The organism is Erythrobacter sp. SN021 (genome assembly GCF_021864455.1).
The window spans coordinates 419,528-445,749 of record NZ_JAKKUW010000002.1 but is presented as its reverse complement, the minus strand read 5'-3'; the positions used below and the strand labels follow the sequence as shown (position 1 = coordinate 445,749).

Genomic DNA, 26,222 nt, shown 5'->3' with positions numbered 1-26,222 from the left:
CCCCGCGAAAACTCAGATTGCGTCGTCGTCTTTTTCGCCCGTGCGAATGCGCAGCGCGCCTTCGATCGGCGAAATGAAGATCTTGCCGTCGCCAATACGCCCGGTCTGGGCGGCGGCGGCGATCGCTTCCACGGTGCGGTCGGCAGTGCCATCGGGGACCACGACCTCCAGTTTCACCTTGGGCAGGAAGTCGACGACATATTCGGCGCCGCGATAAAGCTCGGTATGCCCCTTCTGGCGCCCGAAACCCTTGGCCTCGGTCACGGTGATGCCGGACACGCCGATTTCGTGCAGCGCCTCCTTCACCTCGTCGAGCTTGAATGGCTTGATGATCGCTTCGATCTTTTTCACCTGGCGGTGTCCCCCGAGAGTTTAGGTACCCGTATCGCACGTGACTTACGCATCGCGCTCGCCCGTGTTCCAAGAACCGTGCCAAACGCGCAACGGGCGGATTTGCGTGGATCGGATAGGAGCGGATGGGCAATGGTGCCCGAAGAGCGGACAGGCAGTGCCTGTTTTTTAGGCACTCGGCAGCCGCAGGCCCGCCGTTTCCGGCAAGCCGCACATCAGATTGAGATTTTGCACCGCCGCCCCGCTAGCGCCCTTGCCGAGATTGTCCAGCCGCGCGACGAGGCGCGCGTTCCAGCCGCCCTCATTGCCGAAAACGAACAGTTCGAGGCCATCCGAAGGCGAGGTATCCCTGTCCAGCAGGAGTTCGCCGACCGGGGCCTTGCCGTGTACCGTCACTACCGGCGAGCCTTCGTAGAAGCTCGCAAGCGTATCGCGCAGGCTGTCGGCATGCGGATCGCCTTCCATGGCACCAAGGTGCAGCGGTACTTCCACGATCATGCCGCGGAATGCCGAGACGACCGAGGGCGCGAACAGGACCGGATGCTCGAGCCCGGCATGCGTCTTCATCTCGGGCAGGTGCTTGTGAGCCAGATCGTAGCCATAGGCGCGAAAAGCGGGCGCTCCGTCGGCTTCGAAACGCTCGATCAGAGCTTTGCCGCCGCCCGAATAGCCGCTCACGGCATTGACACTATAGGGCCAGTCGGCGGGAAGAATGCCTTCGCGGACCAGCGGCGCTACCAGGGCGAGAAAGCCGGTCGGATAACAGCCGGGATTGCTTACCCGGCGGGCGTCGGAGACTCGCTCCCGCCCGACCAGTTCGGGAAAACCGTAGCACCAGCCTTCGGCGGTGCGGTGGGCGCTCGAGGCGTCGATCACCCGCGTGCCATTTGCCGGATCGATCAGTTCCACTGCCTCGCGCGCGGCATCATCGGGCAGACACAGAATGGCGATATCGGCTTCGTTCAGCGCTTCGCGCCGCGCGCCGGTATCCTTGCGCTGCGCATCGTCGAGGCGGAGGAGCACGAATTCACTGCGGCCCTCGAGCCTTTCGGCGATTTCCAGGCCGGTCGTGCCGGCCGCGCCGTCGATGAAGATCTTATGCGTCACTGGCAGGGGCCAGCGCGTCAAGCCGGACATACCCGCTCGGCCCTTTGGGGCCGCAGGCGATCCATGCCCAGTCACCAGCGCAATCCAGCAATTCGATTTCCGCGCCTGCGTCGACCGTGGCGCCGGTATCGGCATCATCGCGCATGGCGAGCTTCAGCGCGACAGGCTGCGGGCCGATTTGCCGCACATGCGGAATGACGTAGTGGGCGGCCAGAAAATCCTCCGCCAGCGCAATATGCGCCAGATCCCCACGCAAGGGCAGCGTTCCCGGGGCGGGCCTTTCGACCCGGCCTTTCAGTCCGACAGTCTTTTCGGGAAGGGAATAGCTGGCTGGAACAGTCACGCTGTGTGAAGAATCCGGTTGTGAACGTTGCGGGCGCTTAGCCTTGCTGGACTGTTCAAGCAAGGCAACGCCGTTCAGCCTCCCCCGAAACGATCGCGCAGCATGTGCCAGGCGGCACGCAGTCCATAGGCATCCCCGCCCTTGGGGCGACCGGGCCTGGCGACTGGGCGCCAGGCAAAGGTATCGAAATGTGCCCAGTCGATCCCTTCGCCGACGAATCTGTCGAGGAACAGACCCGCCACGCTGGCTCCGGCAAAAGAATTCCCATGCGCATTTTGAATATCGGCAATGTCGGAATTCAGCCATTCACGATAGGCATCGGGCAGGGGCAGGCGCCAGGGTTCGTCATCATGTGCCTTGCCAGCCGCTATAAGGGCTGCGGCGGTGGAATCCTGACGGGTCATGAGCGCGGGAAACTCCGGACCCAGCGCCACGCGTGCCGCTCCGGTCAGTGTGGCGAAATCGATGATGAAGTCGGGCTTTTCCTCGCTTGCACGTTGCAGCGCATCGCCCAGGATCAACCGGCCTTCGGCATCGGTATTGCCGATCTCCACGGTCAGGCCCTTGCGGGATCTGAGCACATCTCCGGGACGGAAACTGTTGGAACTGATCGCGTTTTCGACTGCCGGAACCAGCAGGTGCAACCGCACGGGCAGCCCCGCACCCATGACCAGTTCGGCCAACGCGATCGCATGGGCTGCACCGCCCATGTCCTTTTTCATCAGCAACATGCCGGACGAGCTTTTGACGTCCAGCCCGCCACTGTCGAAGCACACACCCTTGCCTACGATCGCGAGGACCGGATCGCTTTCCTTGCCCCAAGTCAGGTGCATAATACGCGGCGCATGGTGACGTGCGGCGGCGCGGCCCACGGCGTGGACCATGGGGTATTCCTGCTCCAGGGTATCGCCCCTGGTCACAGTCAGGCTGGCCGAATGCTGTTTGGCCAGCTTTTCGCATTGCTCCTCCAGCGCAGCCGGCCCCAGGTCCTCGGCAGGCGTATTCACGAGGTCGCGCACAAGGCCGACGGCCCTTGCCTGCGCCACTGCGCCGTCGATCGCCTTTACATCCTTGGTCAACAGCACGCGCGGGCCGACCGGTCGTTCGGGCTTTTTGTACCGGTCGAAAACATATTGCGCGGTCTGCCAGCCATGAAGCGCGGGTCCGGGCTCGCCATCGGCGCGGCGATAGGTCCCCTCGGGCAGACTTTCGGCCAGCTTTGCCATGCACCAGCTCGAAAGGTCCTGTGGATTGGCCACGCCGCCCACCGCGAACCAGCCGTCTTCGCCATTGTCTTTCGCCGGAACAATGCCGACCTGATATCCGCTACCGTCGAACTTCTGCGCCTCCAGCGCGGCGCGCTGACCGGCAGAGAGTTGCTTGATCCATTCGGGAAAGCCCTCACGATTGACCAGGTGGATCGAAATCGCTTCCTGCCCCCGGTCGGGCTGGATAAGCGCGTGGTTGTCGGCCATAGTCGGACTGTCCCTGTAAAAATCGTATTCGTAAAGGAAACCGCGATGCGTGCGCCCCTGTTCCTGATTTCGCTCGCCCTGTCGAGTGCGGCCTGCTCCGATGGTGCGGAGTATGCGGAGACGGCAGACGGCACCGATCCCCAGAGCAGCGACGCTCAGGCTCTCGCATCCGCAGGCGCGATAGCGACAGCCGAGGCGCGATCCATCGCGGAGGAGACGGACCGATACGATTTCGCCTATTCCTGGCCCGCCGAGGCAGCCGCCGAACCGAAGCTCTCGGCCTATCTGGAGGCAAAGGCCAAAGGGGTGCGCGAAGAATTAAAAGAAGAATCCGATGAGGACTGGGATGCTGCGCAAGGACAGGAATGGACGCCGCGCCAGCACAGTACCTCGGTAGAATGGAAAGTGGTTGCCGACATTCCCGGCTATCTCAGCCTGTCGCGCCACCTAGCGACCTATTCCGGAGGAGCGCACGGCATGTATGGTGTCCAGTCGCTGGTCTGGGACCGCGAGGCGGAAAAAGCCATGAAGGGGATCGAACTGTTCACTTCGCCCGTCGCGCTCGAGCAGGGCATTGGCCAGCGCTTGTGCGATACCCTGAACAAAGCGCGGGAAAAACGCCGCGGCATGGAAGTCGAGGAGGGCAGCGACGACATATTCGACAAATGCCCCGGGCTCGACGAAGCCAGCATTTTGATCGGATCTTCCAATGGCAGGACGTTCGATCGCATTTCGGTCTATTTCGGACCCTATGTCGCGGGCGCCTATGCCGAGGGCGATTACGAACTGGACTTCGATGTGACAGCCAGTGTGATCGACGCGGTGAAGCCGGAATATGCGGATGCCTTCAGCGTCCGCGGTTAGGTATCTCGCAATCGGCGGATAAAGCGCCTATGTGGGCCGCATGACCGAATATCAGGTAATCGACGCGGAAGAGACCGTCTATCGCGACGGCACGATAAAGCTCCATGGGCCGGAAGGCTTCGAGGGAATGCGCAAGGCAGGTCGCCTGGCGGCCGAAATCCTCGACGAACTGACCAGCTTCGTGAAGCCGGGCGTGACCACGGGCGAGATCGACGACAAGGCGCGGACCATGATGCTGGATGCCGGCGCGGTGCCCGCAACCATGGGCTATCGCGGTTACACGCATAGCTGCTGCACGTCGATCAACCATGTGATCTGTCATGGCATCCCTTCGGACAAGGCACTGAAGGAAGGCGATATCGTCAATATCGACGTGACCCCGCTATTGGACGGTTGGCACGGCGATACCAGCCGCATGTTCTTTGCCGGCGAACCCTCGATCAAGGCCAAGCGGCTGGTGGAGGTCACCTATGAATGCCTGATGCTGGGGATCGAGGCGGCTTCCAGGCCCGGCGCGCGGCTGGGCGATATCGGCGCCGCGATCGAAGCGCATGCGCGCCAGTTCCGCTATGGCGTGGTGCAGGAATTCTGCGGCCACGGGCTCGGCCGCCTGTTCCACGATGCGCCGGAGGTGATCCACGCCGCGCGCGCGGGCACCGGGCCGGAACTGAAGGCCGGAATGTTCTTCACCATCGAGCCGATGATCAATGCCGGGCGGCCCCACGCCAAGATTTTGCGCGACGGCTGGACGGCTGTGACCCGCGACAAGTCGCTGTCGGCACAGTTCGAGCATTCGATCGGGATTACCGAAGACGGCGTGGAAATATTTACCGAAAGCCCCAAAGGGCTGCATAAGCCGCCATACTGAAGAAGCGTGGGCGGGCGGACGGGCGTTCGCCAACTACCCTTCGCGCGCGGAACGTATTGCGGCGCCCGCGACGAAGGGCGTCACGGCGCACAGGCCCAGGCTGATAGCGGCGGCCAGGGCGATCCCGCCATCGCCGGTGGTAGAAAGCGCTCCGGCCCCGAAAATCAGAATGGGAACGGCCAGCGGGATCACCATCAGACCGGCCAATGCCGCCCCTCCGCGCAGGGCTGCGGTAAGGGCTGCCACGGCGAGCCCCACGGCAGCGAGCCCGGGTGTTCCGGCAAGCAGGCCGAGCAGAACCGTGCGGGTCGTGGGGCCATCGAGGCCCAGCAATCCGGCTGCGGGAAGCGTCGCGAGAAGCAGCAAGGGGGCGAAAGCCAACCAATGCGCCAGCAAGCGTACCGCCATAACCAGCTCCTCGCTTATGCCCCGTAGGTGCAACTGATCGAACACCCCGGCATCGAGATCGCCCGACACCAATTTTTCGAGCGGAAGGATCGCTGCCAGAAGGGCGGCCACCCAGATCACACCGCCTCCGGTACGAGCGAGCAATTGCGCGTCCGGCCCCACCGCGAAGGGGTAAAGCATCGCAACGGCAAGAAAGAAAAGCAGCGGCAGAACGCCGCCGCCGCCACGCCCGCCGGGCAGCAGCAATCCGAGGTCCCGTCGCAGAAGCGTGCCGATCATGCGGCGAACTCCGCCAGCTCGACGCGGGTCGGCGAGGGGAGGGCGATATGCTGGTGCGAGGCAACCATGGCAATCCCGCCACCGGCGCAGTGCTGTTCGATCAGCGTCTCGAAGGTTTTCTGCGCCTGGCTGTCGAGCCCGTTGAGCGGTTCGTCCAGCAGCCAGATGGGACACCCCCGGTTGAGCAGGCGGGCCAGCGCGGCGCGTTTCTTCTGGCCTGTGGAAAGATAGCGTACCGGCACATCCATCAACGGTCCAAGCTGGAGCAGTTCGAGCGCGCGCCCGGGTTCTCGGCATCCATCGATCCGTTGCCAGAAAGCCAACGCCTTGCCGAGTGGAAGGTTCGCATCGAAAGCGAGTCGTTCGTCCACCAGACCCATGGCGCCCTTGCGATCCACTTTGCCGGCATAGGGTCGCAAGAGTCCGGCAAGGATGCGCATGAGGCTGGATTTGCCTATGCCATTCGCGCCGGTGATATGGCACGCATCGCCCGCACCGCATTCAAGCGTGAGTCCACGAAACAGCAGCCGCTCGCCGCGGCGGCAGGCTATATCCTTTGCGACGAGGCGAGCTTGCATGGGCGGGGGCGATAGGCAAAAGCGCCCGCAGCGACAAGCAAGAGGAGATTCGCGCCCATGACCGTCGAGCAATTGACCGCCGAGGAACGCGACAGCTGGCTGAGCGGTCTGAAGGGCTGGACGCTCACGCGCGAAGGCAAGGCGATCGAACGCACCTTCGAATTCGCCGATTTCTCCGAAGCGTTCGGGTTCATGACCCGCGTCGCGATGATCGCGGAAACGCGCGACCATCATCCCGAATGGTTCAACGTCTACAACCGCGTCGAAATCACGCTCACCACGCATGATGCGGATGGGCTGAGCCGGCGCGACGTCAAGATGGCGCGCAAGATCGACGCACTACTGGCCTAGCGTTCCCTCGCGCGGGCGCGGTCCGAGGTCGTAGAGCAGGCATTCGTAATACAGGCGGGCACGGCCCCGTGAGGCCGCGCCGGGTGTCGTCCAGCGGCTGTTTTCCAGCGTGCATTCGGTGTCGACGCGCGCCTGTTCTTCTGGCGTACGCTCTCCCACTTCGGGTCCTCCGATCAGCGGATAGCTCTTATACTCGCGCTGCGGCGCGGCGAAGAGCAGGCGAAAGGCATCGAGCGCCATCGGATGGTAAAGCGTTCCGTGCGTTTCGCTCTCGCCCGCGTCGACGAATGTCCAGGCAAGCCCGTCGGGCGCCGAGGCGCGCAGCGCATCGACCAGCCGTTCGGTCCCCTCGCGGTGCCAGTCGCCTTCATTGGCGGTGGTGAGATAGAGGCGGCGGTCTCCCTCCGGGTGCCGCGCGAAATAGGCGGCAGCTTGCTTGCCGTATTTCATCTGCTCCCACCACATGCTGGGCGAGATGGCGATGTAATCGTCGAACAGTGTCGGTTCCTCGAGCAGGGTTTCCACCACGAACAGCGCGGCAAGCGATTCTCCGATGATCGCGTCGCGCCCATTGGTGCGGAAACTCGCCTCGACCAGCGGCTTCAGCTCTTCGCGCAGGAAGCGGCGATAGCTGGGCGATCCGCCGGGCGTGGCCCGCAGAAATTCTTCATAGGGCTTCGGATCGGCGACCGGTGGGGACAGTTCCTTTCGGCGGTTCACGCTTTCGATGCCGATGAGGATGAAGGGGGCGAACGACCAGTTCATATCGCGGCTCTGGGCGATACCGGCAATGTGCTCGAAATCCTGGTCCGGCCCGCCATCGAGGAGATAGACCACGGGATAGCGTCTTTCCGGCTCCTTTTCGTATCCGGTCGGAAGACGCACAGTTATCTTGCGGCCTTCCCCGTCCAGAACGCCGGTTTCGACCGTATAGGTCGTGGCGACCGCGAGCGGCTCGCCACCGGTGAGCTGCGCGGACGCTGGGAGAGCGAACGCCAGCGCCGTGGCAGCACCGAAAATGGAAAGCAATCGCATGTATATGGCTCCGAAAGGCGTTACTGGCCCAGCGGGCGGAACGACGAACGGGTCTGCTTGCGGACGCGGCCAGGCAGCCAGCGCGCGGCGAAGGCCATGGTCTTGGCGGTCTTGCCCACGGTGGTGTGCAGCTTTTCGCCATGGACTGCGGCCCAGGCAGCGGCAGCGACTTCCTCGACCGGCGTTATCTCCAGCCCCGCGTCCCGCACCCGCTGGCGGATGCCTTCATTGGTCCGCGCATTGGGGTTATGGTCGAGCAGCGGGGTGTCGATGAAGCTGGGCATTAGCGAGCGCACCCTGATGCCGTCCTCGGCCCATTCGCCATCGAGGCTTTCGGTAATCGCGCGAACCCCGAATTTGGTCGCCGAATAGACGCTGGCCCCGGGCGTGCCGTAAATGCCCGCCGCGCTGGCCGTGTTGAGCAGGCAGGAACTCGGCGCGGTCTTCTGGAGGTGGGCATACGCGGCCTGCGCACCGAACAGCACGCCTTTCAAGTTGATGTCGAGGCAGCGCTCGATTTCTTCGGTGCTGTTTTCGAGCAGCGATCCGCCGAGCGGGATGCCGGCATTGTTGAACACCACGTCGATGCGACCGCCGGCCGCAACCGAGAAGGCTTCGAGCGCTTCGTCCCAGGCCGCGCGGTCGCGGACGTCGAGAACATGCGAATAGACGAAGCCGTTGCCGATCTGCTCTTCGGTTTCGCGCATGCCCGCCTTGTCGATGTCGCCAAGGCCGACGAACCATCCGCGCGCGCCGAAATACAGGGCGACCGCCCGCCCGATGCCGGAGCCGCCCCCGGTGATGAAAATCGCCTTGCGATCGCTCATGTTCTCTCTCCCTCCAGCGGCTCTACAGCGCCGCGTTGTTATAGGTGTGCCAGGTGAAGATGGCCATCGCGCCGCGATGGGGCCGCCATTGCTCGCCTAGGGCTCGCGTTTGCTTCTCGCTCGGTCGTTCCGGCAGGTCGAGAAGCCGGCCGACCGCTTCCTGAACGGCCAAATCGCCTGCGGGCCAGATGTCCGGACGGCCTTCGGCGAACAACAGATATATCTCTGCCGACCAGCGCCCGATCCCCTTGATCCGGGTCAATTCCGCAATCGCTTCTTCGTCGTCCGCCGGCAGATCTTCGAGGCAGATTTCCTCATTGGCGACGAGTTCGCATAGCGATCGCGCATAGCCCTGTTTCTGCCGCGACAGCCCGCATGCCCTTAAGGTATTGAAATCTCTCGAAAGCAATTCATGCGCGGGCATGTCTTCGCCCAGCTCCGCTTCGAGCTTGTTCCAGACCGATGCGGCAGCCGCCACACTGACCTGTTGGCCCACAATCGTACGCAGCAATGTTTTGTAGCCGATCGGACGGATGCGTTCTTCGGGATAACCGCAACGCATGATCGCCGCGGCCACCGCCGCGTCGTCCGCAGCGACAATATCCAGATGCTCGCGCAATTGTGCATTGGTCAGCCCCATGGCGAGTGAACTTGCCTTCCCCGTCGCGATTGAATAGCAGCGCCACGCATAGGTTGGGCCAGTGGCCCTTTGCAACCGAGGATAGACGTAATGCCCAAACTGATCGTGACCACCCGCGAAGGCGAAACAAGCGAGATCGATGTCGCCGACGGCCTGACCGTTATGGAAGCGATCCGTGATAACGGCTTCGACGAACTCCTCGCATTATGCGGTGGCTGCTGTTCCTGCGCGACCTGTCACGTCCATGTCGATGCGGGTTTTGCCGACAAGCTTCCCGAAATGAGCGAGGATGAGGACGATCTGCTCGAATCGACCGACCATCGCGTAGCTACGTCGCGCCTGTCGTGTCAGATCCCGTTTACGGCGGAACTGGACGGCTTGAAGGTTACGATCGCGCCGGAGGACTAATGGCGTCTGTTCGCGCCTGACTGCGTCAGTCGCTGCGCCCTGTCCCATCCCGCTCCCTCCCGGCCACCCAAGGCATGGTATTCTGTGGGCGGTCGGGGGCGGCCGGGAGGGGGAGCAGGCTGGAACAGCAAGGTCGGGACGGATGTCCTGACCGCACCCAACAAGAACACCGGCAGGCGCGCGGGATGGAACATCCACGGGCCGGGCGGATGTTCGGGCGTACGTAACAAACACTCAATCCCCCTTTCCGCCCTGCAAGCGCTTGTAGTTTGCGCTCGCATCGGGGGCGCACTACCTCCGCATTCATGACTACAATTCCCGTACGCGAGCAGACGCTCGACCTCATCGGCAATACGCCGCTCGTCCGCCTGGAGGGGCCGAGCGCGGAAGCCGGTTGCGATATCTTCGGCAAATGCGAATTCGCCAATCCCGGCGCCTCGGTGAAGGACCGCGCAGCACTTTACATCATCCGCGATGCGGAAGAGCGGGGCGAATTGAAACCCGGCGGTACGGTGGTCGAAGGCACGGCCGGCAATACCGGTATCGGCATCGCGCTGGTGGCCAATGCGCTGGGCTATCGCACGATCATCGTAATGCCCGACAACCAGTCGAGGGAAAAAATGCAGACCATCCGCGCGCTGGGCGCGGAGCTGGTCACCGTCCCGCCGACCAAATATGCCGACTGCAACCATTTCCAGCACGTCTCGCGCCGCATGGCGGACGAGATCGACGGCGCGATCTGGGCGGGTCAGTTCGACAATACGGCCAACCGCAAGGCGCATATCGAGACGACCGCGAAGGAGCTGTGGGATCAGCTCGATGGCCGGATCGACGGTTTTACCTGTGCGGCCGGCACCGGCGGGACGATCGCCGGAGTCGGGATGGGGCTCAAGGAACTGGACGAAAACGTCACCATCGCGCTGACCGATCCGCATGGCGCGGCGCTGTATAACTATTTTGCCCATGGCGAGTTGAAGGCGGAAGGATCGTCCGTGGCGGAGGGTATCGGGCAGGGGCGTATCACCGCCAATCTCGAAGGCGCGCCGATCGACACGCAATTCCGCGTCTCCGATGAGGAAGGTCTGGATTGGGTCGCCCGCCTGCTGCGCGACGAGGGGCTGTGCCTTGGCCTGTCCAGCGGCATCAATGTTGCCGGAGCGATCGCGCTCGGCAAGCAATTGGTCGCCGAAGGGCGCGAGAATCCTCGTGTCGCGACGATTCTGTGCGACACGGGTTTTCGCTACCTCTCGACGCTTTATAATGCGGAATGGCTGGCGGCGAAGGGCTTGCCCGTGTTCGGCTGGTTGCAAACGGACGATTGACTGATGGGCGGGCCTCCCTAGGTTCATGCGCGTGCACCAATTCTTCGATATGAGCCGCAAGCCGCTGGTTGGCGACCTGCCCGACGTGCCCGGCAACGATGCGCGGCGTGCGCGGACGGTGCAGCGGCTGCAGATCGGCATCACCGGCATCGTCATGATGATCCTGCTGATCGGGCTGGCCAGCATCGTTCAGGACCGCGCCGCCGAAACCGATGCGACCACCGTGCCCGCTGCCGCGCCGACGACCGAACCGACACAGGCCGCTCCGCAGAACGATCCGCTGGTCGAGGCAGGGGTGGTGCCCGATCTGCCGGTAGAGCCGGATGTAACCGCCACCGCCATTCCCACACCCGGCCCGCAGACCGAAGACGATGTTCCAGCGGCTCAGAACTAGGGCGCTGCTGCCCTTTCTTGCGCTGCTGGCTGCTGCCTGTTCGGCAGGGCAGGCCGATCACGAAGATCTGTCCAAACCCCGCTTGGGCCTTTTCACGAGCATACCGCTCTACTGGGGCGAGGGCGAAATCGGTACTTTCATCGATGGCGAAGGAAAGTCCGACTGGGTGCGCGCGGAACTCGAAACGCGCTTTGAACTGGTTCCCCTCGATACGCTCGAGCAAGATGCGCTGGCAGGCCTGGACCGCGTAATCCTGGCGCAGCCCAGACCGCTTGCGCCGTCGGAAAACGTCGCGTTCGACCGATGGGTGGCAGAGGGCGGCAAGGCGGTGATCCTCGCCGATCCGATGCTGACCCGGCACACGCGCTATCCGATCGGAGACCGGCGCAGACCGCAGGATGTGGTTCTGCTTTCGCCGATCTTGTCACGCTGGGGCGTGGAGCTGCAATTCGACGAGGATCAGCCTGGCGGCGAGCGAATGGTCGAAGTCGATGGCCGGGACTTTCCGGTGAATTTGCGAGGCCGGTTCATCCGCAAGGATACCGGCGCGGCGGATCGGGCGTGCCAGCCCATTGGCGACGCGCTGTTCGCCCGGTGCGTGCGCGGGCGAGGGTCGGCGGTCCTTTACGCCGATGCCGCCGTGCTCGATTGGGAGGGAGCCGACCCGGTCCCTTCGGCACGCAGGGACGCACTCTGGCATCTTCTTCGCCCCCTGATGGACGAGCAGCGCGACCTCGCGCAGCCGGATGAAACCGCCGACGCGGCCTGAGACGGGAAATCGCGGGCAGAGCCCGGCGTCCCGCCCCGAACGCTTGACCGATTCCTTGAAAACACGCGCTTTTCCAAACCTTTCGTTAAGGAATTGGTAGGGTGTTCAAGAATGACGGTGGGAAAAATAGCAATGTAAATCAGAGGTTTGTCAGCTTTTCCCGTAAAATCCCGCAAATTTCCCTTCCATCCCCGCCTCTCCCGCTGTAAACCCGGACCACATCGGACAAGCACTGTCTATGCGCGCCCGGCCCGCAGGCTGGGTGGCTCGCCCGCATGCTCGGGCGAGTGCGGAGAAGTCTTGTCAGATGGGGAGGTAAGCAAAACCGATTTCGGGGTTTGGGTACAGTGTCTTTCGGAGGGTATAGCGGACAGGCCTATTCGCCCGCGGGCGACAAGGGCCGCTTCGTGCTTCCGCCCCTCTTCCGCAAAGCGGTCAAGGAAAGCAGCGACGGGCGCGTTCTGTGCCTGATGAAGCACCCGACCTGGACCTGCCTGGTCGGCTTCGGCCTGTCCCGTAAGCCCGAACTCGAAGCCCAGCTCGACCGCGAAGAGGAAATGGCGGTTCGTCTCGGGAAAGACTTCGATCGCGATACCCGCTCCAGCCAGCTCTTCGGCTTTCAGGAATTGCCTTTCGACGATAGCGGGCGGTTCGTCATGCCCGACCATCTGCGCACGCTCGGCCAGATCGAGGGCGGTCTCTATTTTCAGGGCGGCGGCCGCTTCTTCACCCTGTGGAACCCGGATCAGCTCGGCAAAATGGGCGACGATTGGGCGGGCGCCAAGGCCGCCTGCGAGAGCTTCCTTGCCGACGCAAAGGCGAAAAGAAAATGACCGGCGCCCCGCACATCCCCGTCCTGCTCGACGAAGTGATCACAGCGCTCGACCCGCAGCCCGGCGACGTAGTGATCGACGCGACCTTCGGCGCGGGCGGCTACACCCGTGCGCTGCTGGATCGCGGCGCGACCGTGCATGCCTTCGACCGGGATCCCGACGCAATTGCCCTGGGCCGCACCTGGCGCGAAACGGAGGATAATCCGCCGCGCCTCACTCTTCATCCGCACCGCTTTTCCGAGATGCTCGACGTCATGACATCGAACGGCGTCGCGAAGGTCGACGGCGTGGTGATGGATATCGGCGTATCCTCGATGCAACTCGACCAGGCGCATCGCGGATTTGCCTTCTCGTCCGACGGTCCGCTCGACATGCGGATGAGCCAGGACGGCCAAAGCGCGGCGGATTTCCTCAACACCGCCGACGAGGCGGCCATCGCCGATGTCCTCTATACCTATGGTGAGGAGCGCCAGTCGCGCCGCGTCGCGCGGGCGATTGTCGCCGCGCGTCCGCTGGAAACCACCGGGGCGCTGGCCCGCGTGGTACGCAAGGCCTTGGGTCACAAGCCGCATGACAAGAAAGACCCGGCCACCCGCACCTTTCAGGCCATCAGAATTCACGTGAACGGCGAGCTCGACGAACTGTCCCAAGGATTGTCGGCTGCCGAACACCTGCTGCGGGAAGGGGGCCGCCTTGCGGTGGTCAGCTTCCACAGCCTCGAAGACCGGATCGTCAAGCGCTACCTGCGCGAGGCGTCCTCAACCCCGAGCGCCTCGCGTCATGTCCCTATGGTGGCGCAGGACGATCCGGTTTTTTCGAAGATCTCCAAAGCGATAAAGCCGACAGATGCGGAAATCGAGCGCAACCCGCGTTCGCGTTCCTCGGTTCTGCGCCATGCAACGCGCACGGCGACGCCTGCGCGGGAGGCAGCGTGATGGTCGGCGGGTCGCGCATCAGGCAGATCGGCTGGGCACTGGTCCTCGGCGTGTGTTTCGCGCTGCTCCTCGCACTGACCTTCAAGGTCAATGCGGTGAAGAGCGACGTGCGTCTGGCCGAACGCCAGATCATTGCCGCGCAGCGTGCCAAGCTCATGCTTGAAACCGAATTCGAGACGCGCGCCAGCCAGCAACAATTATCCGACTGGAATGCAGTGGAATTCGGATATTCCGCGCCGCGCGCCGACCAGTATCTCGAGAGCGAAAGGCAGCTCGCCGTACTGGGTGCCCCGCGCGGCCTCCATGCGCCCGACCCGGTCCGCGTCGCGCTCAACCGCCCGGCGGCAGAAGAGGACGGGTTGTTCGCCGACTGGCTGGAGGACGATCCGGCGGGACGCGAAAAGGCGCGGCCGGCAAAGCATGAATTGGCGGCGACGGAGGCTCTGGCCGACCGGCTCGCCAGCCCTGCCGTCTCCATGGCCGCGGTTGCCGAGGTGAGCCAGTGAACGCCTTTTCCGGCTTCGGGCCTGCGATCGCCGCAGGCAAGAGCGGGCACGGGGCGGTGAGCATGGCCGTGGCCTCCGGCCGCGTCCAACTGGTCACCGTGCGGCAGCGCTCGCTGACGCTCGCTCGCTGGCGCATATTGTGGATCGTTCTGGGCTTCGTTTTCGTCGCCCTGCTGGCGCTGGTGCGGATTTCCTATCTCGGCATGTCCGACCAGGGATTGCGCGGGACGTCGCTCGAAGAGGCCTTGTTGCCCCCTCGTGGGGAAATTACCGATCGCAATGGTGTGCCGCTTGCCCGTGCGTTTCCGGCCTATGCTCTGTGGTTCAACCCGAACGCGTTGGGCGAAGGCGGGGCTCCGCTGGTGCGCGATCCCGCAACTGTTGCGGCAAAGTTGAAAGCGATCTTCCCCGATCTCGACGAGAACGCCGTGACCGCGCAGCTCGCTTCGGGCAAGCAGGGCTATATCCGCCGCCGCGTTCTGCCGGAAGAGGCCAACCGCGTGCAGGAAATCGGCGAACTCGCGCTGGAAATGCCGATGGAAAACGACCGGCATTATCCGCAGGGTTCGATGGCCGCGCATGTTCTTGGTTACGTCGCCGCCGATGGCAAGGGGCGCGTCGGGATGGAGCAGGTGCTCGACGCGCAGCTTTCCAATCCGGCAACGCGCGGCACTCCGGTCGCGCTGTCGATCGATTCCCGCGTTCAGGGCGCGCTGGAAGACGAATTGCGGCGTGGCATGAAGCTCGTCCAGGCGCAGGGCGGGGCGGGCATCGTGCTCGACGTCGATACGGGCGAGGTGCTCGCACTGGCCTCGCTGCCCGAATTCGACCCCAACAAGATCGATGCGCGCGGCGAAAAACTCATGTTCAACCGGGTGACCAACCAAGTCTATGAATTGGGTTCGACCTTCAAGCCCTTGTCGGTCGCCGCGGCGATCGATGCTGGCGTGGTGCGCAATCTGGGTCGGCGCTGGGATGCCAGCCCGGTCAAGGTCGGCCGCTTCAGTATCAAGGACAGCCATGACATGGGCGCCGACCTCAATGTGGTCGAGACGCTGATCCATTCGTCCAACACCGTTACCGCGCGCGTGGTCGACGAGCTGGGTCCCGAACGCATGCGCCGCACGATGATCGATCTCGGTATGAACGAGCGCCCCTATATAGAGCTCCCCGCAAAGGGTTTTCCGATCTGGCCCGGCGAGAAGTGGCGGCGCCTGCGCTCCATGACGATCGGCTACGGTCACGGGATCGCCGTGACCCCCCTGCATCTCGCCAGCGCCTATGCGGCGATGGTCAATGGCGGTATCTGGCGTCCGACGACCCTCAAGAAACTCGGCCCGGGCGAGGCCCCCAAGGGGCGCCGGGTGTTCAAGGCCTCGACGTCGAGCAGGATGCGGCAGATTTTGCGAGCGATCTCGATCTACGGTACCGGCAAGAACGCCGATGCGCCGGGTTATCGCGTAGGCGGCAAGACCGGATCTGCCGAGAAACCGGGCGGTAAGGCGGGCTATCGGCGAACGGCACTGGTTTCGACCTTCGCGGCAGCCTTCCCGATGGACCGCCCGCGCTATGTCGTGATAGCCATGCTCGACGAACCGCGCGGCACCCTGGCCAGTTCCTACCAGCGTACCGCCGCCTGGAACGCGGCGCCCATCGTGGGCCGCCTGGTTCCGCGCATCGGCCCGCTTATCGGCGTGCGCCCCGACGATACGCGCGACGTCGATATTTCCGATATCAAACCGCTGATCCCGGAGGCGAACAAGTGAAGCTTGCCAAGCTCTGCGCCGCAGCGGGGTATCCCGGCAATGCCGATATCAACGTGACCGGTTTCGCGATCGACAACCGCAAGGTTGCGCCCGGTACGGTGTTCGGAGCCTTTCAGGGCTCGCAGGTCAATGGCGAGGACTTCATCGACGCCGCTATCGAGAGCGGCGCAGTCGCGGTGGTCGCCCGGCCCGGTGCGAAGGTCGAAGGTGCTATCCATATCGCCGACGATACGCCGCGCCGCGCTTTCGCCGCTTTGGCTGCGCAATATTTCACGCCGGTGCCGGATCATATCGTCGCCGTCACGGGGACCAACGGCAAGACCTCTACCGTCGAAATGACGCGGCAGATCTGGCGCATGGCGGGCGAGCGCGCTGCAAGTATCGGAACGCTGGGCGTCACCACGCCGGACGAAAGCGTTTCGACCGGGCTGACGACGCCCGACATCGTCACCTTCCTGTCGAACCTCAGCGGGCTGGCGCGCGAAGGCGTGACCCATGTGGCCTATGAGGCTTCGAGCCACGGCCTTTCGCAATATCGCAATGAGGGTGTGGCGGTGGAGGCTGCCGGTTTCACCAATTTCAGCCGCGACCATCTCGACTATCATGCCGACATGGAAGAATATTTCGCGGCCAAGATGCGGCTGTTCGACGAAGTCGTATCCGACGGCGCAACTGCGGTTGTGTGGATGGGCTCGGGCGAAAGCGGCTGGAACGCGCGCGTGGTCGAACATGCTTCAAAGCGCGGACTGACCATCATGACCGTGGGCGAGCAGGGCGAGGCGATCCGCCTGACCAAGCGCGAGCCGACTCAACTCGGCCAGTCGCTGACGGTCGAACATGAGGGCAAGAACCGGACGATCAACCTGCCGCTGATCGGCGCCTATCAGGTTTCGAACGCTCTTACGGCCGCCGGTCTTGCCTTGGCGACGGGTATCGATGCAGGGCTGGTGTGGGATGCGGTCGCCCGTTTGCAGCCAGTGCGCGGACGGCTCGAACGCGCTGTGATCGCGCCTTCGGGCGCGCCGGTCTATGTCGATTATGCCCACACGCCCGACGCGCTCGAAGCGGCGATCGCGGCGCTGCGTCCGCACGTCGATGGCAGGCTGATCACAGTGTTCGGTGCCGGCGGCGACCGCGATCATGGCAAGCGCGCCCCCATGGGCGAGGCAGCCGCCAAGGCCAGCGATGTGGTCATCGTCACCGACGACAATCCGCGCGGCGAAGATCCTGCGGAAATCCGCCGCCAGGTGCTTGCCGGAGCGCCGCGGGCGCGCGAAGTTGGCGGACGTCGCGAAGCCATCCTCGCAGCCATCGCCGAAGCGGGCGCGGACGATATCGTCCTCGTCGCCGGCAAAGGACATGAAACGGGTCAGATCATCGGATCGGGAGAAAACATGCGGGTGTTGCCCTTCGACGACGTCGATGTCGCGCGCGAATGCGCTGCTGAAATAGCCAGAGGTGCCGCATGAGCGCGGCGATCCTGCGCCATCCGGCCTATGTCGAATGGCCCGCCGATCCGCGCGACCGCCTGCCGCTGACGCTGTGGGATGCGAAGAGCATCGCCGAAGCCGTGGGGGGCGCCGCCAGCCATGATTTCCAGGTTGCCGGTGTCGAAATGGATAGCCGCGACGTGGTCAATGGCGATCTGTTCGTCGCTCTCAAGGGCGAGGCGATGGATGGCCATCGCTTTCTCGATAAGGCTTTCGCCAATGGCGCTGCCGGGGCGATCGTCGACCGCCCGGTCGAATGGCCGCACATTCTCGTGGAAGACACCAGCGAGGCACTCGAGGCGCTGGCGCGCGCGGCCCGCAATCGCGCCGAAGCGACAATCATCGGCGTGACCGGATCGGTGGGCAAAACCGGCGTCAAGGAAGCGATTTTCGCCAGCCTCGAACGCGCCAGCCGCGGTGCGGCGCACCGTTCGACCCGCAGCTACAACAACCATGTCGGTGTGCCGCTGAGCCTGGCCCGCATGCCCGCGCGCAGCCGCTTCGGCGTCTTCGAGATGGGTATGAACCATGCGGGCGAGATCGAGGGCCTCACGACGCAAGTGCGCCCGCATGTCGCGGTCATCACCACCATCGCCCCGGCGCATATCGAGAACCTCGGCAGCATGGAGGCGATCGCCGACGCCAAGGCGGAAATCTTCGCCGGGCTGGAGCCGGGTGGCGTTGCCGTGATCCCCGCCGATACCCCTCACTACGAACAGCTCAAGCTCGCGGCTCTGCGGGTGGGGGCGCGGGTCGTCAGCTTCGGCAGGGCGCGCTTTGCCGACATGCGCCTGCTCGACGCGATTCCCAGCGCCAATGGCGGCAGCCTCGTGACCTGCGAATTCCCCGAAGGACGGCTGTGCTACACCGTTGCCGAACCCGGCGATCACTGGGTGGTGAACTCGCTGGCGGTCATGGCGGCGGTGCGCGCGGCGGGCGGCGATCTGGCGGCGGCCGGTCTCGCACTTGCCGAAATGGGCGGCCTCAAGGGGCGCGGCGCGCGCCATGGCATCGACGCTCCCGGCGGAAAGGCGCTGTTGATCGACGAAAGTTACAATGCCAATCCCGCCAGCATGCGCGCCACGCTTGCGCAACTGGCCCAAACGCCTTCGACCCGGCGCATTACCGTTCTCGGAGCGATGAAGGAACTGGGCGATTTCGCTCCTAAATTCCACGCCGCCCTGGCCGAGCCGATCATCGAAGCCGATGTCGATTACGCGTTGCTGGTTGGCGACGAGATGCGTGTGCTCGCGCGGGAATTGGGGAAACCGCAGAACACCGCGCTTGGCAAGCCGCTTGCCTACGCGCATTGCGATAGTGCCGACGAGGCGATCGAGCTGCTCGAGGACTTCGGTGTCGTCGCGGGCGATGCCATTCTGGTCAAGGGCTCCAACTCGGTCGGCCTTGGTCGGCTCGTGGATCATTTCACCCGCGTCGGCTGACGCGACGAGAGGCTTGCTTGCTTTATCTCCTCGCCGAATGGTTGAATTTCGAAGGCATCTTCAACCTCGTGCGCTATCAGACCTTCCGCGCCGGGGCGACGCTGATGACCGCGCTGGTGATCGGCCTGGTGATCGGCCCACGTTTCATCGACATGTTGCGTGTCCGGCAGGGCAAGGGGCAGCCGATCCGCGAAGACGGCCCGCAGAGCCATCTTGCCAAGCGCGGCACGCCGACCATGGGCGGGCTGATGATCCTCATCAGCCTGTCGCTGTCGGTCCTGGTATGGATGGATTTGCGCAACCCGTTCATCTGGGCGTGTCTCGCGGTGACGCTGGGGTTCGGCCTGATCGGTTTCCTCGACGATTACGACAAGGTTTCAAAGGCCAGCCACAAGGGCGTTTCCGCGCGTGTGCGGTTGCTGCTGGAATTCGCGGTGGCGGGGGTGGCCGCCTATATCACGGTCAGCCAGATCAACACTTTCGTCTATGTCCCCTTCGTTAATGATTTCGGCGTCGAGCTGGGCGCGTTCTACTATGTCTTCGCTGCCGTCGTGATCGTCGGGGCGGGCAATGCAGTGAATCTGACCGACGGGCTCGACGGGCTGGCAACCATGCCGGTAATCATCGCGGCCGGTACTTTCGCGCTGATCGCCTATCTCGTCGGCCGCGTGGACTATTCCGAATATCTCGGCATCCCGCATGTTGCGGGCGCGGGCGAACTGGCGATCTTCTGTGCCGCGATCATGGGCGCGGGGCTCGCCTTCCTGTGGTTCAACGCGCCGCCCGCCGCCGTCTTCATGGGCGACACGGGCAGTCTCGCATTGGGCGGTGCGCTCGGCGCGATTGCCGTGGCGACGCATCACGAGATCGTCCTGGCCATCGTCGGCGGGTTGTTCGTGTTCGAGGCGCTCAGCGTCATCATCCAGGTGTTCTGGTTCAAGCGCACCGGCAAGCGGGTGTTCCGCATGGCCCCGATCCACCACCATTTCGAACAGCTCGGCTGGTCGGAGAGCAAGGTCGTGATCCGTTTCTGGATCGTGTCGATCGTGCTCGCACTCATGGGGCTCGCGACGCTCAAGCTACGATGATCACCTCGACCGCCTGGAAGGACAAGAAATACGCGGTGCTCGGCCTCGCGCGGTCCGGCCGGGCCACGGTCGAGGCGCTGCTGACGGCAGGCGCGGACGTGCTCGTGTGGGACGACCGCGCCGAGGCGCGCGCGCCTTTTAGCGGGCGCTGCGCCATCGGCGATCCGCTGGAGGCGGACCTGACCGGCTATGCGGGCGTGGTGGTCAGCCCCGGCGTCCCGCTCAACACCCACCCGATCAAGCCCCATGCCGACAGCTTCGGCGCGCCGGTGATCGGCGATGTGGAGCTTTTTGCGCAGGCGAGGGCGGAACTGCCGCCGCACAAGATCGTCGGCATCACCGGCACCAACGGCAAATCGACCACCACCGCGCTGGTTCACCACATTCTGCAAGAGGCAGGCGTGCCGACCACCATGGGCGGCAATATCGGCCTGCCGATTCTCGAGCAGGAGCCTTTGCCCGAAGGTGGGGTCTATGTGCTGGAGCTGTCGAGCTACCAGATCGATCTTACCTATTCGCTCGATTGCGATGTGGCGGTGCTGCTCAATATCACACCGGATCATCTCGACCGGTACGATGGGGATTTCGCAAAATATGCGGCCAGCAAGTCGCGTCTGCTCGCGATGCAGAGGCGCGGCCAAAATTCCATCGCCCGGTTTACCGATGCGCGGGTATTGGGCCAATTTGCCGAAGGTACGATTGCGAGCATCCTCGAGGATGTCTTGAAGAACAGGGGGGTGGAGCCCAGCGAGCAGGCCGATTGGCCATCGCTGCAAGGCCCTCACAATTTGGAGAACGCTGCCGCGGCCATCGAGGTCTGCGACATACTGGGCCTCGCCGGAACGCAAATCCGCGCGGGACTAGAGAGTTACAGAGGCCTTCCGCACCGCATGGAGCGTGTCGCCGAAATCTCCGGCGTCGCCTATGTCAACGACAGCAAGGGCACCAACACCGCCGCCTCCGCGCCCGCGCTGGCGGCATTCGACAATGTCCACTGGATCGTCGGCGGGCTCGCCAAGGAGCCGGGGCTGGGCGAGTGCGAGGCCGAGCTGGGCCATGTGAAAGCCGCCTACACCATCGGCAAGGCCGGGCCGGACTTCGCCGCATTGCTTGAAGGGCGTGTACCGGTGGAGCAGTGCGAAACGCTCGACCGCGCGGTAGCTGCTGCTGCCGCCAGGGCCGAGGCGGGCGACACCGTGCTGCTGTCCCCCGCCTGTGCCAGCTTCGACCAATACGCCGATTTCGAAAAGCGCGGCGAGCACTTCCGCGCGCTGGTGGAGGGGCTGACATGAACACCATGCAGCCCTACGTCCCCGGCAAGCGCCAGCCCGCGCACATCCCCAAGGGCAAGATCTCTCGCTGGACCGAACTCAAGATCTGGTGGCGCGAGATCGACCGGGTGCTGCTGTTGCTGGTCCTGCTGCTGATGAGCTTCGGCACCATCGCCGTGGCCGCCGCCAGCCCGGCGAGTGCGGATCGGCTTTCGACCTCGAGCCAGACGCTCGACCCGCTCTATTTCTTCTACCGGCATCTCGCCTGGCAGGTCCTGGCGCTGGGAACCATGCTCGGAATATCCATGCTGGCGCGTGAGAATGCGCGGCGTCTCGGCATATTGCTCGCAGCGGTGATGACGGTGCTGCTGTTCCTCGTCCCCATAATCGGGGTAGAAATCAACGGGGCACGCCGCTGGATCAGTCTGGGCATGCAGTTCCAGCCTTCCGAGTTTCTCAAGCCCGGCTTCGCCATCGCCATGGCCTGGATCCTGAGCTGGCGCATGCGCGATCCCAACCTGCCGGTGCTGGGCATCGCCACTGCCTATCTGGCGCTGATTGCCGCGCTGATGATGATGCAGCCCAATTTCGGCGGCACGATCCTGTTCGGCGGCGTGTGGTTCGTGATGGTGGTGCTGTCTGGCGTCGACGTGAAGCGGCTTGGCGCGGTGATCGGCGGCGGGATTGTCGTTCTTACCGCGACCTATTTCCTGTATGACAATGCACGCCACCGGATCGATGCTTTTCTCGGCGGAGGCACGGCTTTCGATCAGGTCGATCTCGCCAGTCGCACCCTGCTGGCCGGGGGCTGGACGGGGGCGGGCTATGGCCTCGGCATCCGCAAGATGAGCCTGCCTGAGGCGCATACCGACTATATATTCAGCGTCATCGGCGAGGAATTCGGCCTGATCGCCTGCGGGCTGATCGTCCTGCTTTACCTTGCGATCGTGGTGCGGGTCCTGATGCGGTTGATCGATGAGGAGGATATTTTCGCGCTGCTGGCCGGGGCGGGGCTCATCGCCCTGCTCGGCGGGCAGGCTTTCATCAATATCCTCGTCAATCTGCAGCTTTTCCCTTCCAAGGGCATGACGCTGCCGCTGGTGAGCTATGGCGGATCTTCCACAATCGCGATCTGTCTCAATGTCGGGCTGATGCTGGCGGTCACGCGGCGCAATCCGTTCCTGAAAAGCAAGACCAGGGGACTTGGCGACAGGCTCGGCTTAGGGCAGACGGCCCCGATGAAAGACCAGACGGGTTCCGCACGGCGGGAGATACATCCATGACCGGTGCAAATCGCCACTATGTCCTCGCCGCTGGCGGCACGGGCGGGCACCTTTTGCCCGCCTTTGCGCTGGCTACCGAGCTGGAACGGCGCGGACACCATGTCGCGCTGATTACCGATGCGCGCGGCGCCGAGATTCCCGGCAAGCCCGACTTCCTGCCCGCGCATGTCATTCCGGCGGGGCGGTTCGGCCGCAATCCGCTCACTTGGTTCAAGGGACTGATGGCGGTTCTCGAGGGGCGCCGCATGGCTCTGCGTTTGTTCGACAGCTTCGAACCGAGTGCGGTCGTCGGGTTCGGCGGCTACCCCTCGCTGCCGACGATCCTTGCCGCCACCAGCGCGGATGTGCCGACCGTTGTGCATGAGCAGAACGCTGTTCTGGGCCGCGTTAACCGTTTGTTCGCAGGCCGGGTGCAGGCGATCGCAACCGCCTATCCGGAGGTCGAGCGGCTCGATACGAAACATGCGGAGAAGGTTCACCTTGTCGGCAATCCGGTGCGCGCGGGCGTGCTGTCGCTGCGCGAAGAGCCGTTTCCCGCCTTTACCGAAGACGGTCTGCTGCGCGTGTTGGTGACAGGCGGCAGTCAGGGTGCCCGGGTTTTGTCCGAAATCGTGCCCGACGGCCTCTCGATGCTGCCGCCCGCCTTGCGCCAGCGGCTGCAGGTCACTCAGCAATGCCGCCCCGAAGATCTGGACGCAGTGCGCGAGCGCTATCGCAACCACGGCATTCCGGCGGAACTGGCGACCTATTTCGAGGATATGGCCGCACGGCTTGCCGATGCGCATCTGTTCATCGGGCGCGCGGGCGCTTCGACGATTGCGGAACTGACCGCTGTCGGCCGCCCTGCAATCCTTATTCCGCTGCCGATCGCGACCGATGACCATCAGGCCGCCAATACGCGCGAGCTGGCCCGGTCTGGCGGTGCGCGCATGATCCGGCAGGAACGCTTTTCCGGCAAGGAACTGGCCAAGCAGATCAAGGCGCTGGCGGAAAATCCGCAGGGGCTCGCCAAAGCGGCGCATGCGGCGTGGAATTGCGGCAGGCCCCGGGCGGCCCAGGATCTCGCCGATCTCGTCGAAAGTTTCGGCGGAGCGGACATGATGGATGTGATCCGCGTGGGCGGCAACAATGCGCGCGGCGCTTCGCAGGGCATGGCCGCGGGCCAGGGCGCAAGCCGGGAGATCACGAAATGAGGGGGGTCCCGACGGATATCGGCACCATTCACTTCGTCGGCATTGGCGGCATCGGCATGTCGGGCATTGCCGAGGTGATGGATAACCTTGGCTACCAGGTTCAGGGTTCCGACATGAAGGAAGGGCCGACGGTCGAGCGCCTGCGCAAACGCGGAATGAAGATCGCCATCGGTCATGCGCCGGAGAATGTCGAAGGCGCGGCTGTGGTCGTTACGTCCACGGCGGTCAAACGCACCAATCCGGAAGTCGCCTTTGCGCTGGAGAATCGCATCCCGGTCGTGCGTCGGGCCGAAATGCTGGCCGAGCTTATGCGGCTGAAGTCGACCGTTGCCGTGGCTGGAACCCATGGCAAGACGACCACCACCAGCATGATCGCCGCGCTGCTCGATGCGGGCGGAATCGACCCCACAGTCATCAATGGCGGCATCATCGAACAATATGGTTCGAACGCACGCCTCGGCGACAGCGAATGGATGGTGGTCGAAGCCGATGAGAGCGATGGCAGCTTCCTGCGTCTCGATGGCACCATCGCCGTGGTCACCAATATCGATCCCGAACACCTCGACCACTATGGGGATTTCGATGGGGTGAAGGACGCCTTCGTGGAATTCATCCACAATGTTCCGTTTTACGGTGCAGCGATATTGTGCATCGATCACGAGGATGTTCAGGCGGTGATCGGCAAGGTGCGCGACCGCAATGTCGTAACCTATGGCTTCAACCTGCAGGCCGATATTTGCGGCGTGAACGTGCGCCCCGATGCGGGTGGCAATTGTTTCGATGTCATCGTGCGCCGCCGGGGCCAGGAAGACCGGCGGATCGAAGGCGTGCGCCTGCCGATGCCGGGGCGGCACAACGTCCAGAACGCGCTCGCCGCGATCGCGGTTTCGATCGAGATGGGGTGCCCCGACGATGTGATTTGTAATGGCTTTTCCGCCTTTGGCGGCGTCCGGCGGCGTTTCACCAAAGTGGGTGAGGTGCCAAGCGGCGATGGCGTGGCGACGATCATCGACGACTATGGCCATCACCCGGTCGAGATCAGGGCCGTGCTTGATGCTGCGCGCGAAAGCGCCGGCGAAGGCCGCGTGATCGCTGTGGTCCAGCCGCATCGCTACACACGTCTGCGCGATTTGATGGACGACTTTCAGAGCTGCTTCAACGCGGCGGACGAGGTCTATGTCACGCCCGTATATGCCGCGGGCGAGGACCCGATCGAAGGCGTCGATGCCGATGCGCTCGTTGCCGGTCTCAAGGCGCGCGGCCACCGCGCCGCTGCCACGGTCGAGGACGAGGCGGAGCTTGCCGAAAAGCTCGCGAGTGATTTGCGCGCGGGTGATTTCGTGGTCTGTCTCGGGGCGGGGGACATCACTCAGTGGGCGGCAGGCCTGCAGAATGGCATCGCGAAGGCGACCACGGCATGAGCGATCGCGACCAGCCCGGCGATGCGTGGAACTGGGATAGCGGGATGGCGCCCGATTGCGAGGTCGAGGGCAGCATAGCGGCGCCCATCGACATGCACGGCCTGCGCGGCAAGCTCACGCCCGATGCGCCCTTGGCCAAGCTGGTCTGGTTCAAGTCGGGCGGCAGGGCGGACTGGCTGTTCGAGCCGGCCGATCTCGACGATCTCAGACTGTTTCTCGAACGGCTAGGCGGCAACCTTCCGGTGATGGCGCTGGGCTTGGGCTCGAACCTGATCGTGCGCGATGGCGGTGTTCCCGGCGTCGTCGTCAAGCTCGGCAAACCCTTTGCCGATATCGAGGTGGGCGACGATCACACGCTGACCTGCGGTGCGGGGGCGCATGGCATTTTGGTGGCGTCGACAGCGCGCGATGCGGGGATTGCCGGGGTCGAATTCATGCGCGGCATCCCCGGCACGGTGGGCGGTTTTGTCCGGATGAATGGCGGGGCCTATGGCCGCGAGGTCAGCGATGTGCTGATCGACTGCGACGTGATCCTTCCGGGCGGGCAATTCGTTACGCTTCCGGCAGCGGATCTGCGCTATAGCTATCGCCACTCCGTGCTGCCCGATGGTGCGGTGGTGGTTCGCGCCCGTTTCCGGGGCGAGCCCGGCGATCCCGAGATTATCGGCGCGAAGATGGACGAAATCGCCGAAGCGCGCGAAAATTCGCAGCCGCTGCGGACCAAGACGGGCGGTTCGACATTCAAGAACCCGCCGGGCAGGAAGGCCTGGGAACTGGTCGATGCGGCCGGGTGCCGCGGCCTGAAGATGGGCGGAGCACAGGTGAGCGAAAAGCACACCAATTTCCTTATCAATATCGACAATGCGACCAGCGCCGACATCGAGGGGCTGGGCGAGGAGGTGAAACGCCGGGTCTATGCGAATTCGGGCGTCGAGCTCGAATGGGAAATCCAGCGCGTGGGGCGGCCGTAAGGAC

28 protein-coding genes are annotated in these 26,222 nt (G+C 64.1%); 19 read left to right on the top strand and 9 right to left on the bottom strand.

What is annotated here, in order from left to right; genetic code table 11:
- Positions 1–12: 12 nt before the first annotated feature.
- From L5849_RS06835 to L5849_RS06820, 4 genes are all read right to left on the bottom strand, one after another.
- Positions 13–351, bottom strand: a complete 339-nt coding sequence (locus tag L5849_RS06835; protein WP_115416173.1) for a P-II family nitrogen regulator — start codon at positions 349–351, stop codon at positions 13–15.
- 168 nt (positions 352–519) lie between these two features.
- A complete protein-coding gene (argC, locus tag L5849_RS06830) occupies positions 520–1,458 on the bottom strand; it encodes an N-acetyl-gamma-glutamyl-phosphate reductase (protein ID WP_115416174.1) in 939 nt (312 codons plus the stop codon).
- Positions 1,448–1,801 carry a hypothetical protein gene (locus tag L5849_RS06825; protein WP_115416175.1) on the bottom strand — a complete coding sequence of 118 codons (354 nt, stop codon included), beginning with the start codon at positions 1,799–1,801 and terminating at the stop codon, positions 1,448–1,450. The genes argC and L5849_RS06825 overlap by 11 nt, the downstream gene beginning before the upstream one ends.
- A gap of 74 nt (positions 1,802–1,875) precedes the next feature.
- Positions 1,876–3,276 carry a M17 family metallopeptidase gene (locus L5849_RS06820; protein WP_236924943.1) on the bottom strand — a complete coding sequence of 467 codons (1,401 nt, stop codon included), beginning with the start codon at positions 3,274–3,276 and terminating at the stop codon, positions 1,876–1,878.
- A gap of 45 nt (positions 3,277–3,321) precedes the next feature.
- On the opposite strand from L5849_RS06820, the gene L5849_RS06815 reads away from it, so the two are divergent.
- Positions 3,322–4,140, top strand: a complete 819-nt coding sequence (locus L5849_RS06815; protein WP_236924942.1) for a DUF4163 domain-containing protein — start codon at positions 3,322–3,324, stop codon at positions 4,138–4,140.
- 40 nt (positions 4,141–4,180) lie between these two features.
- Positions 4,181–5,008: a type I methionyl aminopeptidase gene (gene map / locus L5849_RS06810; RefSeq protein ID WP_236924941.1), complete on the top strand. Its 828-nt coding sequence runs from the start codon at positions 4,181–4,183 to the stop codon at positions 5,006–5,008.
- 33 nt (positions 5,009–5,041) lie between these two features.
- Here the strand turns inward: map and L5849_RS06805 are convergent, their stop codons facing one another.
- Both L5849_RS06805 and ccmA read right to left on the bottom strand, forming a co-directional pair.
- A complete protein-coding gene (locus tag L5849_RS06805) occupies positions 5,042–5,695 on the bottom strand; it encodes a heme exporter protein CcmB (RefSeq protein ID WP_115416179.1) in 654 nt (217 codons plus the stop codon).
- A complete protein-coding gene (gene ccmA / locus L5849_RS06800; protein WP_236924940.1) occupies positions 5,692–6,273 on the bottom strand; it encodes a heme ABC exporter ATP-binding protein CcmA in 582 nt (193 codons plus the stop codon). Before ccmA ends, L5849_RS06805 begins: the two co-directional genes overlap by 4 nt.
- 57 nt (positions 6,274–6,330) lie before the next feature.
- Between ccmA and L5849_RS06795 the strand changes: the two genes are divergently transcribed.
- Entirely contained in the window at positions 6,331–6,624 is a 294-nt protein-coding gene (locus L5849_RS06795) for a 4a-hydroxytetrahydrobiopterin dehydratase (protein ID WP_236924939.1), read from the top strand.
- Here the strand turns inward: L5849_RS06795 and L5849_RS06790 are convergent.
- The 3 genes from L5849_RS06790 to L5849_RS06780 are packed head-to-tail and all read right to left on the bottom strand — an operon-like array spanning position 6,613 to position 9,126.
- Positions 6,613–7,659: an alpha/beta hydrolase gene (locus L5849_RS06790; RefSeq protein WP_236924938.1), complete on the bottom strand. Its 1,047-nt coding sequence runs from the start codon at positions 7,657–7,659 to the stop codon at positions 6,613–6,615. The two genes, L5849_RS06795 and L5849_RS06790, sit on opposite strands and share 12 nt — an antisense overlap.
- A gap of 20 nt (positions 7,660–7,679) precedes the next feature.
- Positions 7,680–8,486: an SDR family oxidoreductase gene (locus L5849_RS06785; protein WP_115416183.1), complete on the bottom strand. Its 807-nt coding sequence runs from the start codon at positions 8,484–8,486 to the stop codon at positions 7,680–7,682.
- 22 nt (positions 8,487–8,508) lie between these two features.
- Positions 8,509–9,126, bottom strand: a complete 618-nt coding sequence (locus tag L5849_RS06780) for a DNA-3-methyladenine glycosylase (RefSeq protein ID WP_236924937.1) — start codon at positions 9,124–9,126, stop codon at positions 8,509–8,511.
- A gap of 90 nt (positions 9,127–9,216) precedes the next feature.
- On the opposite strand from L5849_RS06780, the gene L5849_RS06775 reads away from it, so the two are divergent.
- The 16 genes from L5849_RS06775 to murB all read left to right on the top strand — a co-directional run bounded on the left by L5849_RS06775 (position 9,217) and on the right by murB (position 26,218).
- On the top strand, positions 9,217–9,534 hold the full coding sequence (locus L5849_RS06775) for a 2Fe-2S iron-sulfur cluster-binding protein (protein WP_115416185.1): 318 nt from the start codon (positions 9,217–9,219) through the stop codon (positions 9,532–9,534).
- A 305-nt stretch (positions 9,535–9,839) separates the two neighbouring features.
- Positions 9,840–10,856 (top strand): cysteine synthase A, encoded by a 1,017-nt coding sequence (locus L5849_RS06770; protein WP_236924936.1) that lies wholly within the window; start codon positions 9,840–9,842, stop codon positions 10,854–10,856.
- Between the two features lie 31 nt (positions 10,857–10,887).
- Positions 10,888–11,250, top strand: a complete 363-nt coding sequence (locus L5849_RS06765; protein WP_236924935.1) for a hypothetical protein — start codon at positions 10,888–10,890, stop codon at positions 11,248–11,250.
- Positions 11,228–12,019: a GldG family protein gene (locus L5849_RS06760; RefSeq protein ID WP_236924934.1), complete on the top strand. Its 792-nt coding sequence runs from the start codon at positions 11,228–11,230 to the stop codon at positions 12,017–12,019. The genes L5849_RS06765 and L5849_RS06760 overlap by 23 nt, the downstream gene beginning before the upstream one ends.
- 347 nt (positions 12,020–12,366) lie before the next feature.
- Positions 12,367–12,852, top strand: a complete 486-nt coding sequence (locus L5849_RS06755) for a division/cell wall cluster transcriptional repressor MraZ (protein WP_368735726.1) — start codon at positions 12,367–12,369, stop codon at positions 12,850–12,852.
- Positions 12,849–13,787, top strand: a complete 939-nt coding sequence (gene rsmH, locus L5849_RS06750; protein ID WP_236924932.1) for a 16S rRNA (cytosine(1402)-N(4))-methyltransferase RsmH — start codon at positions 12,849–12,851, stop codon at positions 13,785–13,787. The genes L5849_RS06755 and rsmH overlap by 4 nt, the downstream gene beginning before the upstream one ends.
- Complete coding sequence (locus tag L5849_RS06745; protein ID WP_115416191.1) at positions 13,787–14,293, top strand: hypothetical protein; 507 nt, start codon at positions 13,787–13,789, stop codon at positions 14,291–14,293. The genes rsmH and L5849_RS06745 overlap by 1 nt, the downstream gene beginning before the upstream one ends.
- A 62-nt stretch (positions 14,294–14,355) precedes the next feature.
- Complete coding sequence (locus L5849_RS06740; protein ID WP_236925080.1) at positions 14,356–16,059, top strand: penicillin-binding protein 2; 1,704 nt, start codon at positions 14,356–14,358, stop codon at positions 16,057–16,059.
- The gene (locus L5849_RS06735) at positions 16,056–17,528 is read left to right on the top strand and encodes a UDP-N-acetylmuramoyl-L-alanyl-D-glutamate--2,6-diaminopimelate ligase (protein WP_236924931.1); all 1,473 of its coding nucleotides are present in this window, start codon (positions 16,056–16,058) and stop codon (positions 17,526–17,528) included. The genes L5849_RS06740 and L5849_RS06735 overlap by 4 nt, the downstream gene beginning before the upstream one ends.
- On the top strand, positions 17,525–18,991 hold the full coding sequence (gene murF, locus L5849_RS06730; protein ID WP_236924930.1) for a UDP-N-acetylmuramoyl-tripeptide--D-alanyl-D-alanine ligase: 1,467 nt from the start codon (positions 17,525–17,527) through the stop codon (positions 18,989–18,991). The genes L5849_RS06735 and murF overlap by 4 nt, the downstream gene beginning before the upstream one ends.
- Before the next feature lie 17 nt (positions 18,992–19,008).
- Complete coding sequence (mraY, locus tag L5849_RS06725) at positions 19,009–20,079, top strand: phospho-N-acetylmuramoyl-pentapeptide-transferase (protein ID WP_115416194.1); 1,071 nt, start codon at positions 19,009–19,011, stop codon at positions 20,077–20,079.
- On the top strand, positions 20,076–21,371 hold the full coding sequence (gene murD, locus L5849_RS06720; protein ID WP_236924929.1) for a UDP-N-acetylmuramoyl-L-alanine--D-glutamate ligase: 1,296 nt from the start codon (positions 20,076–20,078) through the stop codon (positions 21,369–21,371). Before mraY ends, murD begins: the two co-directional genes overlap by 4 nt.
- A 5-nt stretch (positions 21,372–21,376) precedes the next feature.
- Positions 21,377–22,633: an FtsW/RodA/SpoVE family cell cycle protein gene (locus L5849_RS06715; RefSeq protein WP_370459171.1), complete on the top strand. Its 1,257-nt coding sequence runs from the start codon at positions 21,377–21,379 to the stop codon at positions 22,631–22,633.
- Positions 22,630–23,826, top strand: coding sequence for an undecaprenyldiphospho-muramoylpentapeptide beta-N-acetylglucosaminyltransferase (gene murG / locus L5849_RS06710; protein WP_236924928.1), 1,197 nt, complete (start codon positions 22,630–22,632; stop codon positions 23,824–23,826). Before L5849_RS06715 ends, murG begins: the two co-directional genes overlap by 4 nt.
- A complete protein-coding gene (murC, locus tag L5849_RS06705) occupies positions 23,823–25,247 on the top strand; it encodes a UDP-N-acetylmuramate--L-alanine ligase (protein ID WP_236924927.1) in 1,425 nt (474 codons plus the stop codon). The genes murG and murC overlap by 4 nt, the downstream gene beginning before the upstream one ends.
- Before the next feature lie 44 nt (positions 25,248–25,291).
- The gene (gene murB, locus L5849_RS06700; protein WP_236925079.1) at positions 25,292–26,218 is read left to right on the top strand and encodes a UDP-N-acetylmuramate dehydrogenase; all 927 of its coding nucleotides are present in this window, start codon (positions 25,292–25,294) and stop codon (positions 26,216–26,218) included.
- Positions 26,219–26,222 lie beyond the last annotated feature (4 nt).

What these genes read in the sequence shown, in the direction of transcription:
- L5849_RS06820 (WP_236924943.1), bottom strand. Translation starts at nt 3,276, where the DNA reads ATGGCCGACAACCACGCGCTTATCCAGCCCGACCGGGGGCAGGAAGCG.
- L5849_RS06815 (WP_236924942.1), top strand. Translation starts at nt 3,322, where the DNA reads ATGCGTGCGCCCCTGTTCCTGATTTCGCTCGCCCTGTCGAGTGCGGCC.
- map (WP_236924941.1), top strand. Translation starts at nt 4,181, where the DNA reads ATGACCGAATATCAGGTAATCGACGCGGAAGAGACCGTCTATCGCGAC.
- L5849_RS06805 (WP_115416179.1), bottom strand. Translation starts at nt 5,695, where the DNA reads ATGATCGGCACGCTTCTGCGACGGGACCTCGGATTGCTGCTGCCCGGC.
- ccmA (WP_236924940.1), bottom strand. Translation starts at nt 6,273, where the DNA reads ATGCAAGCTCGCCTCGTCGCAAAGGATATAGCCTGCCGCCGCGGCGAG.
- L5849_RS06795 (WP_236924939.1), top strand. Translation starts at nt 6,331, where the DNA reads ATGACCGTCGAGCAATTGACCGCCGAGGAACGCGACAGCTGGCTGAGC.
- L5849_RS06790 (WP_236924938.1), bottom strand. Translation starts at nt 7,659, where the DNA reads ATGCGATTGCTTTCCATTTTCGGTGCTGCCACGGCGCTGGCGTTCGCT.
- L5849_RS06785 (WP_115416183.1), bottom strand. Translation starts at nt 8,486, where the DNA reads ATGAGCGATCGCAAGGCGATTTTCATCACCGGGGGCGGCTCCGGCATC.
- L5849_RS06780 (WP_236924937.1), bottom strand. Translation starts at nt 9,126, where the DNA reads ATGGGGCTGACCAATGCACAATTGCGCGAGCATCTGGATATTGTCGCT.
- L5849_RS06775 (WP_115416185.1), top strand. Translation starts at nt 9,217, where the DNA reads ATGCCCAAACTGATCGTGACCACCCGCGAAGGCGAAACAAGCGAGATC.
- L5849_RS06770 (WP_236924936.1), top strand. Translation starts at nt 9,840, where the DNA reads ATGACTACAATTCCCGTACGCGAGCAGACGCTCGACCTCATCGGCAAT.
- L5849_RS06760 (WP_236924934.1), top strand. Translation starts at nt 11,228, where the DNA reads ATGTTCCAGCGGCTCAGAACTAGGGCGCTGCTGCCCTTTCTTGCGCTG.
- rsmH (WP_236924932.1), top strand. Translation starts at nt 12,849, where the DNA reads ATGACCGGCGCCCCGCACATCCCCGTCCTGCTCGACGAAGTGATCACA.
- L5849_RS06745 (WP_115416191.1), top strand. Translation starts at nt 13,787, where the DNA reads ATGGTCGGCGGGTCGCGCATCAGGCAGATCGGCTGGGCACTGGTCCTC.
- L5849_RS06740 (WP_236925080.1), top strand. Translation starts at nt 14,356, where the DNA reads ATGGCCGTGGCCTCCGGCCGCGTCCAACTGGTCACCGTGCGGCAGCGC.
- murF (WP_236924930.1), top strand. Translation starts at nt 17,525, where the DNA reads ATGAGCGCGGCGATCCTGCGCCATCCGGCCTATGTCGAATGGCCCGCC.
- murD (WP_236924929.1), top strand. Translation starts at nt 20,076, where the DNA reads ATGATCACCTCGACCGCCTGGAAGGACAAGAAATACGCGGTGCTCGGC.
- L5849_RS06715 (WP_370459171.1), top strand. Translation starts at nt 21,377, where the DNA reads ATGCAGCCCTACGTCCCCGGCAAGCGCCAGCCCGCGCACATCCCCAAG.
- murG (WP_236924928.1), top strand. Translation starts at nt 22,630, where the DNA reads ATGACCGGTGCAAATCGCCACTATGTCCTCGCCGCTGGCGGCACGGGC.
- murC (WP_236924927.1), top strand. Translation starts at nt 23,823, where the DNA reads ATGAGGGGGGTCCCGACGGATATCGGCACCATTCACTTCGTCGGCATT.
- murB (WP_236925079.1), top strand. Translation starts at nt 25,292, where the DNA reads ATGGCGCCCGATTGCGAGGTCGAGGGCAGCATAGCGGCGCCCATCGAC.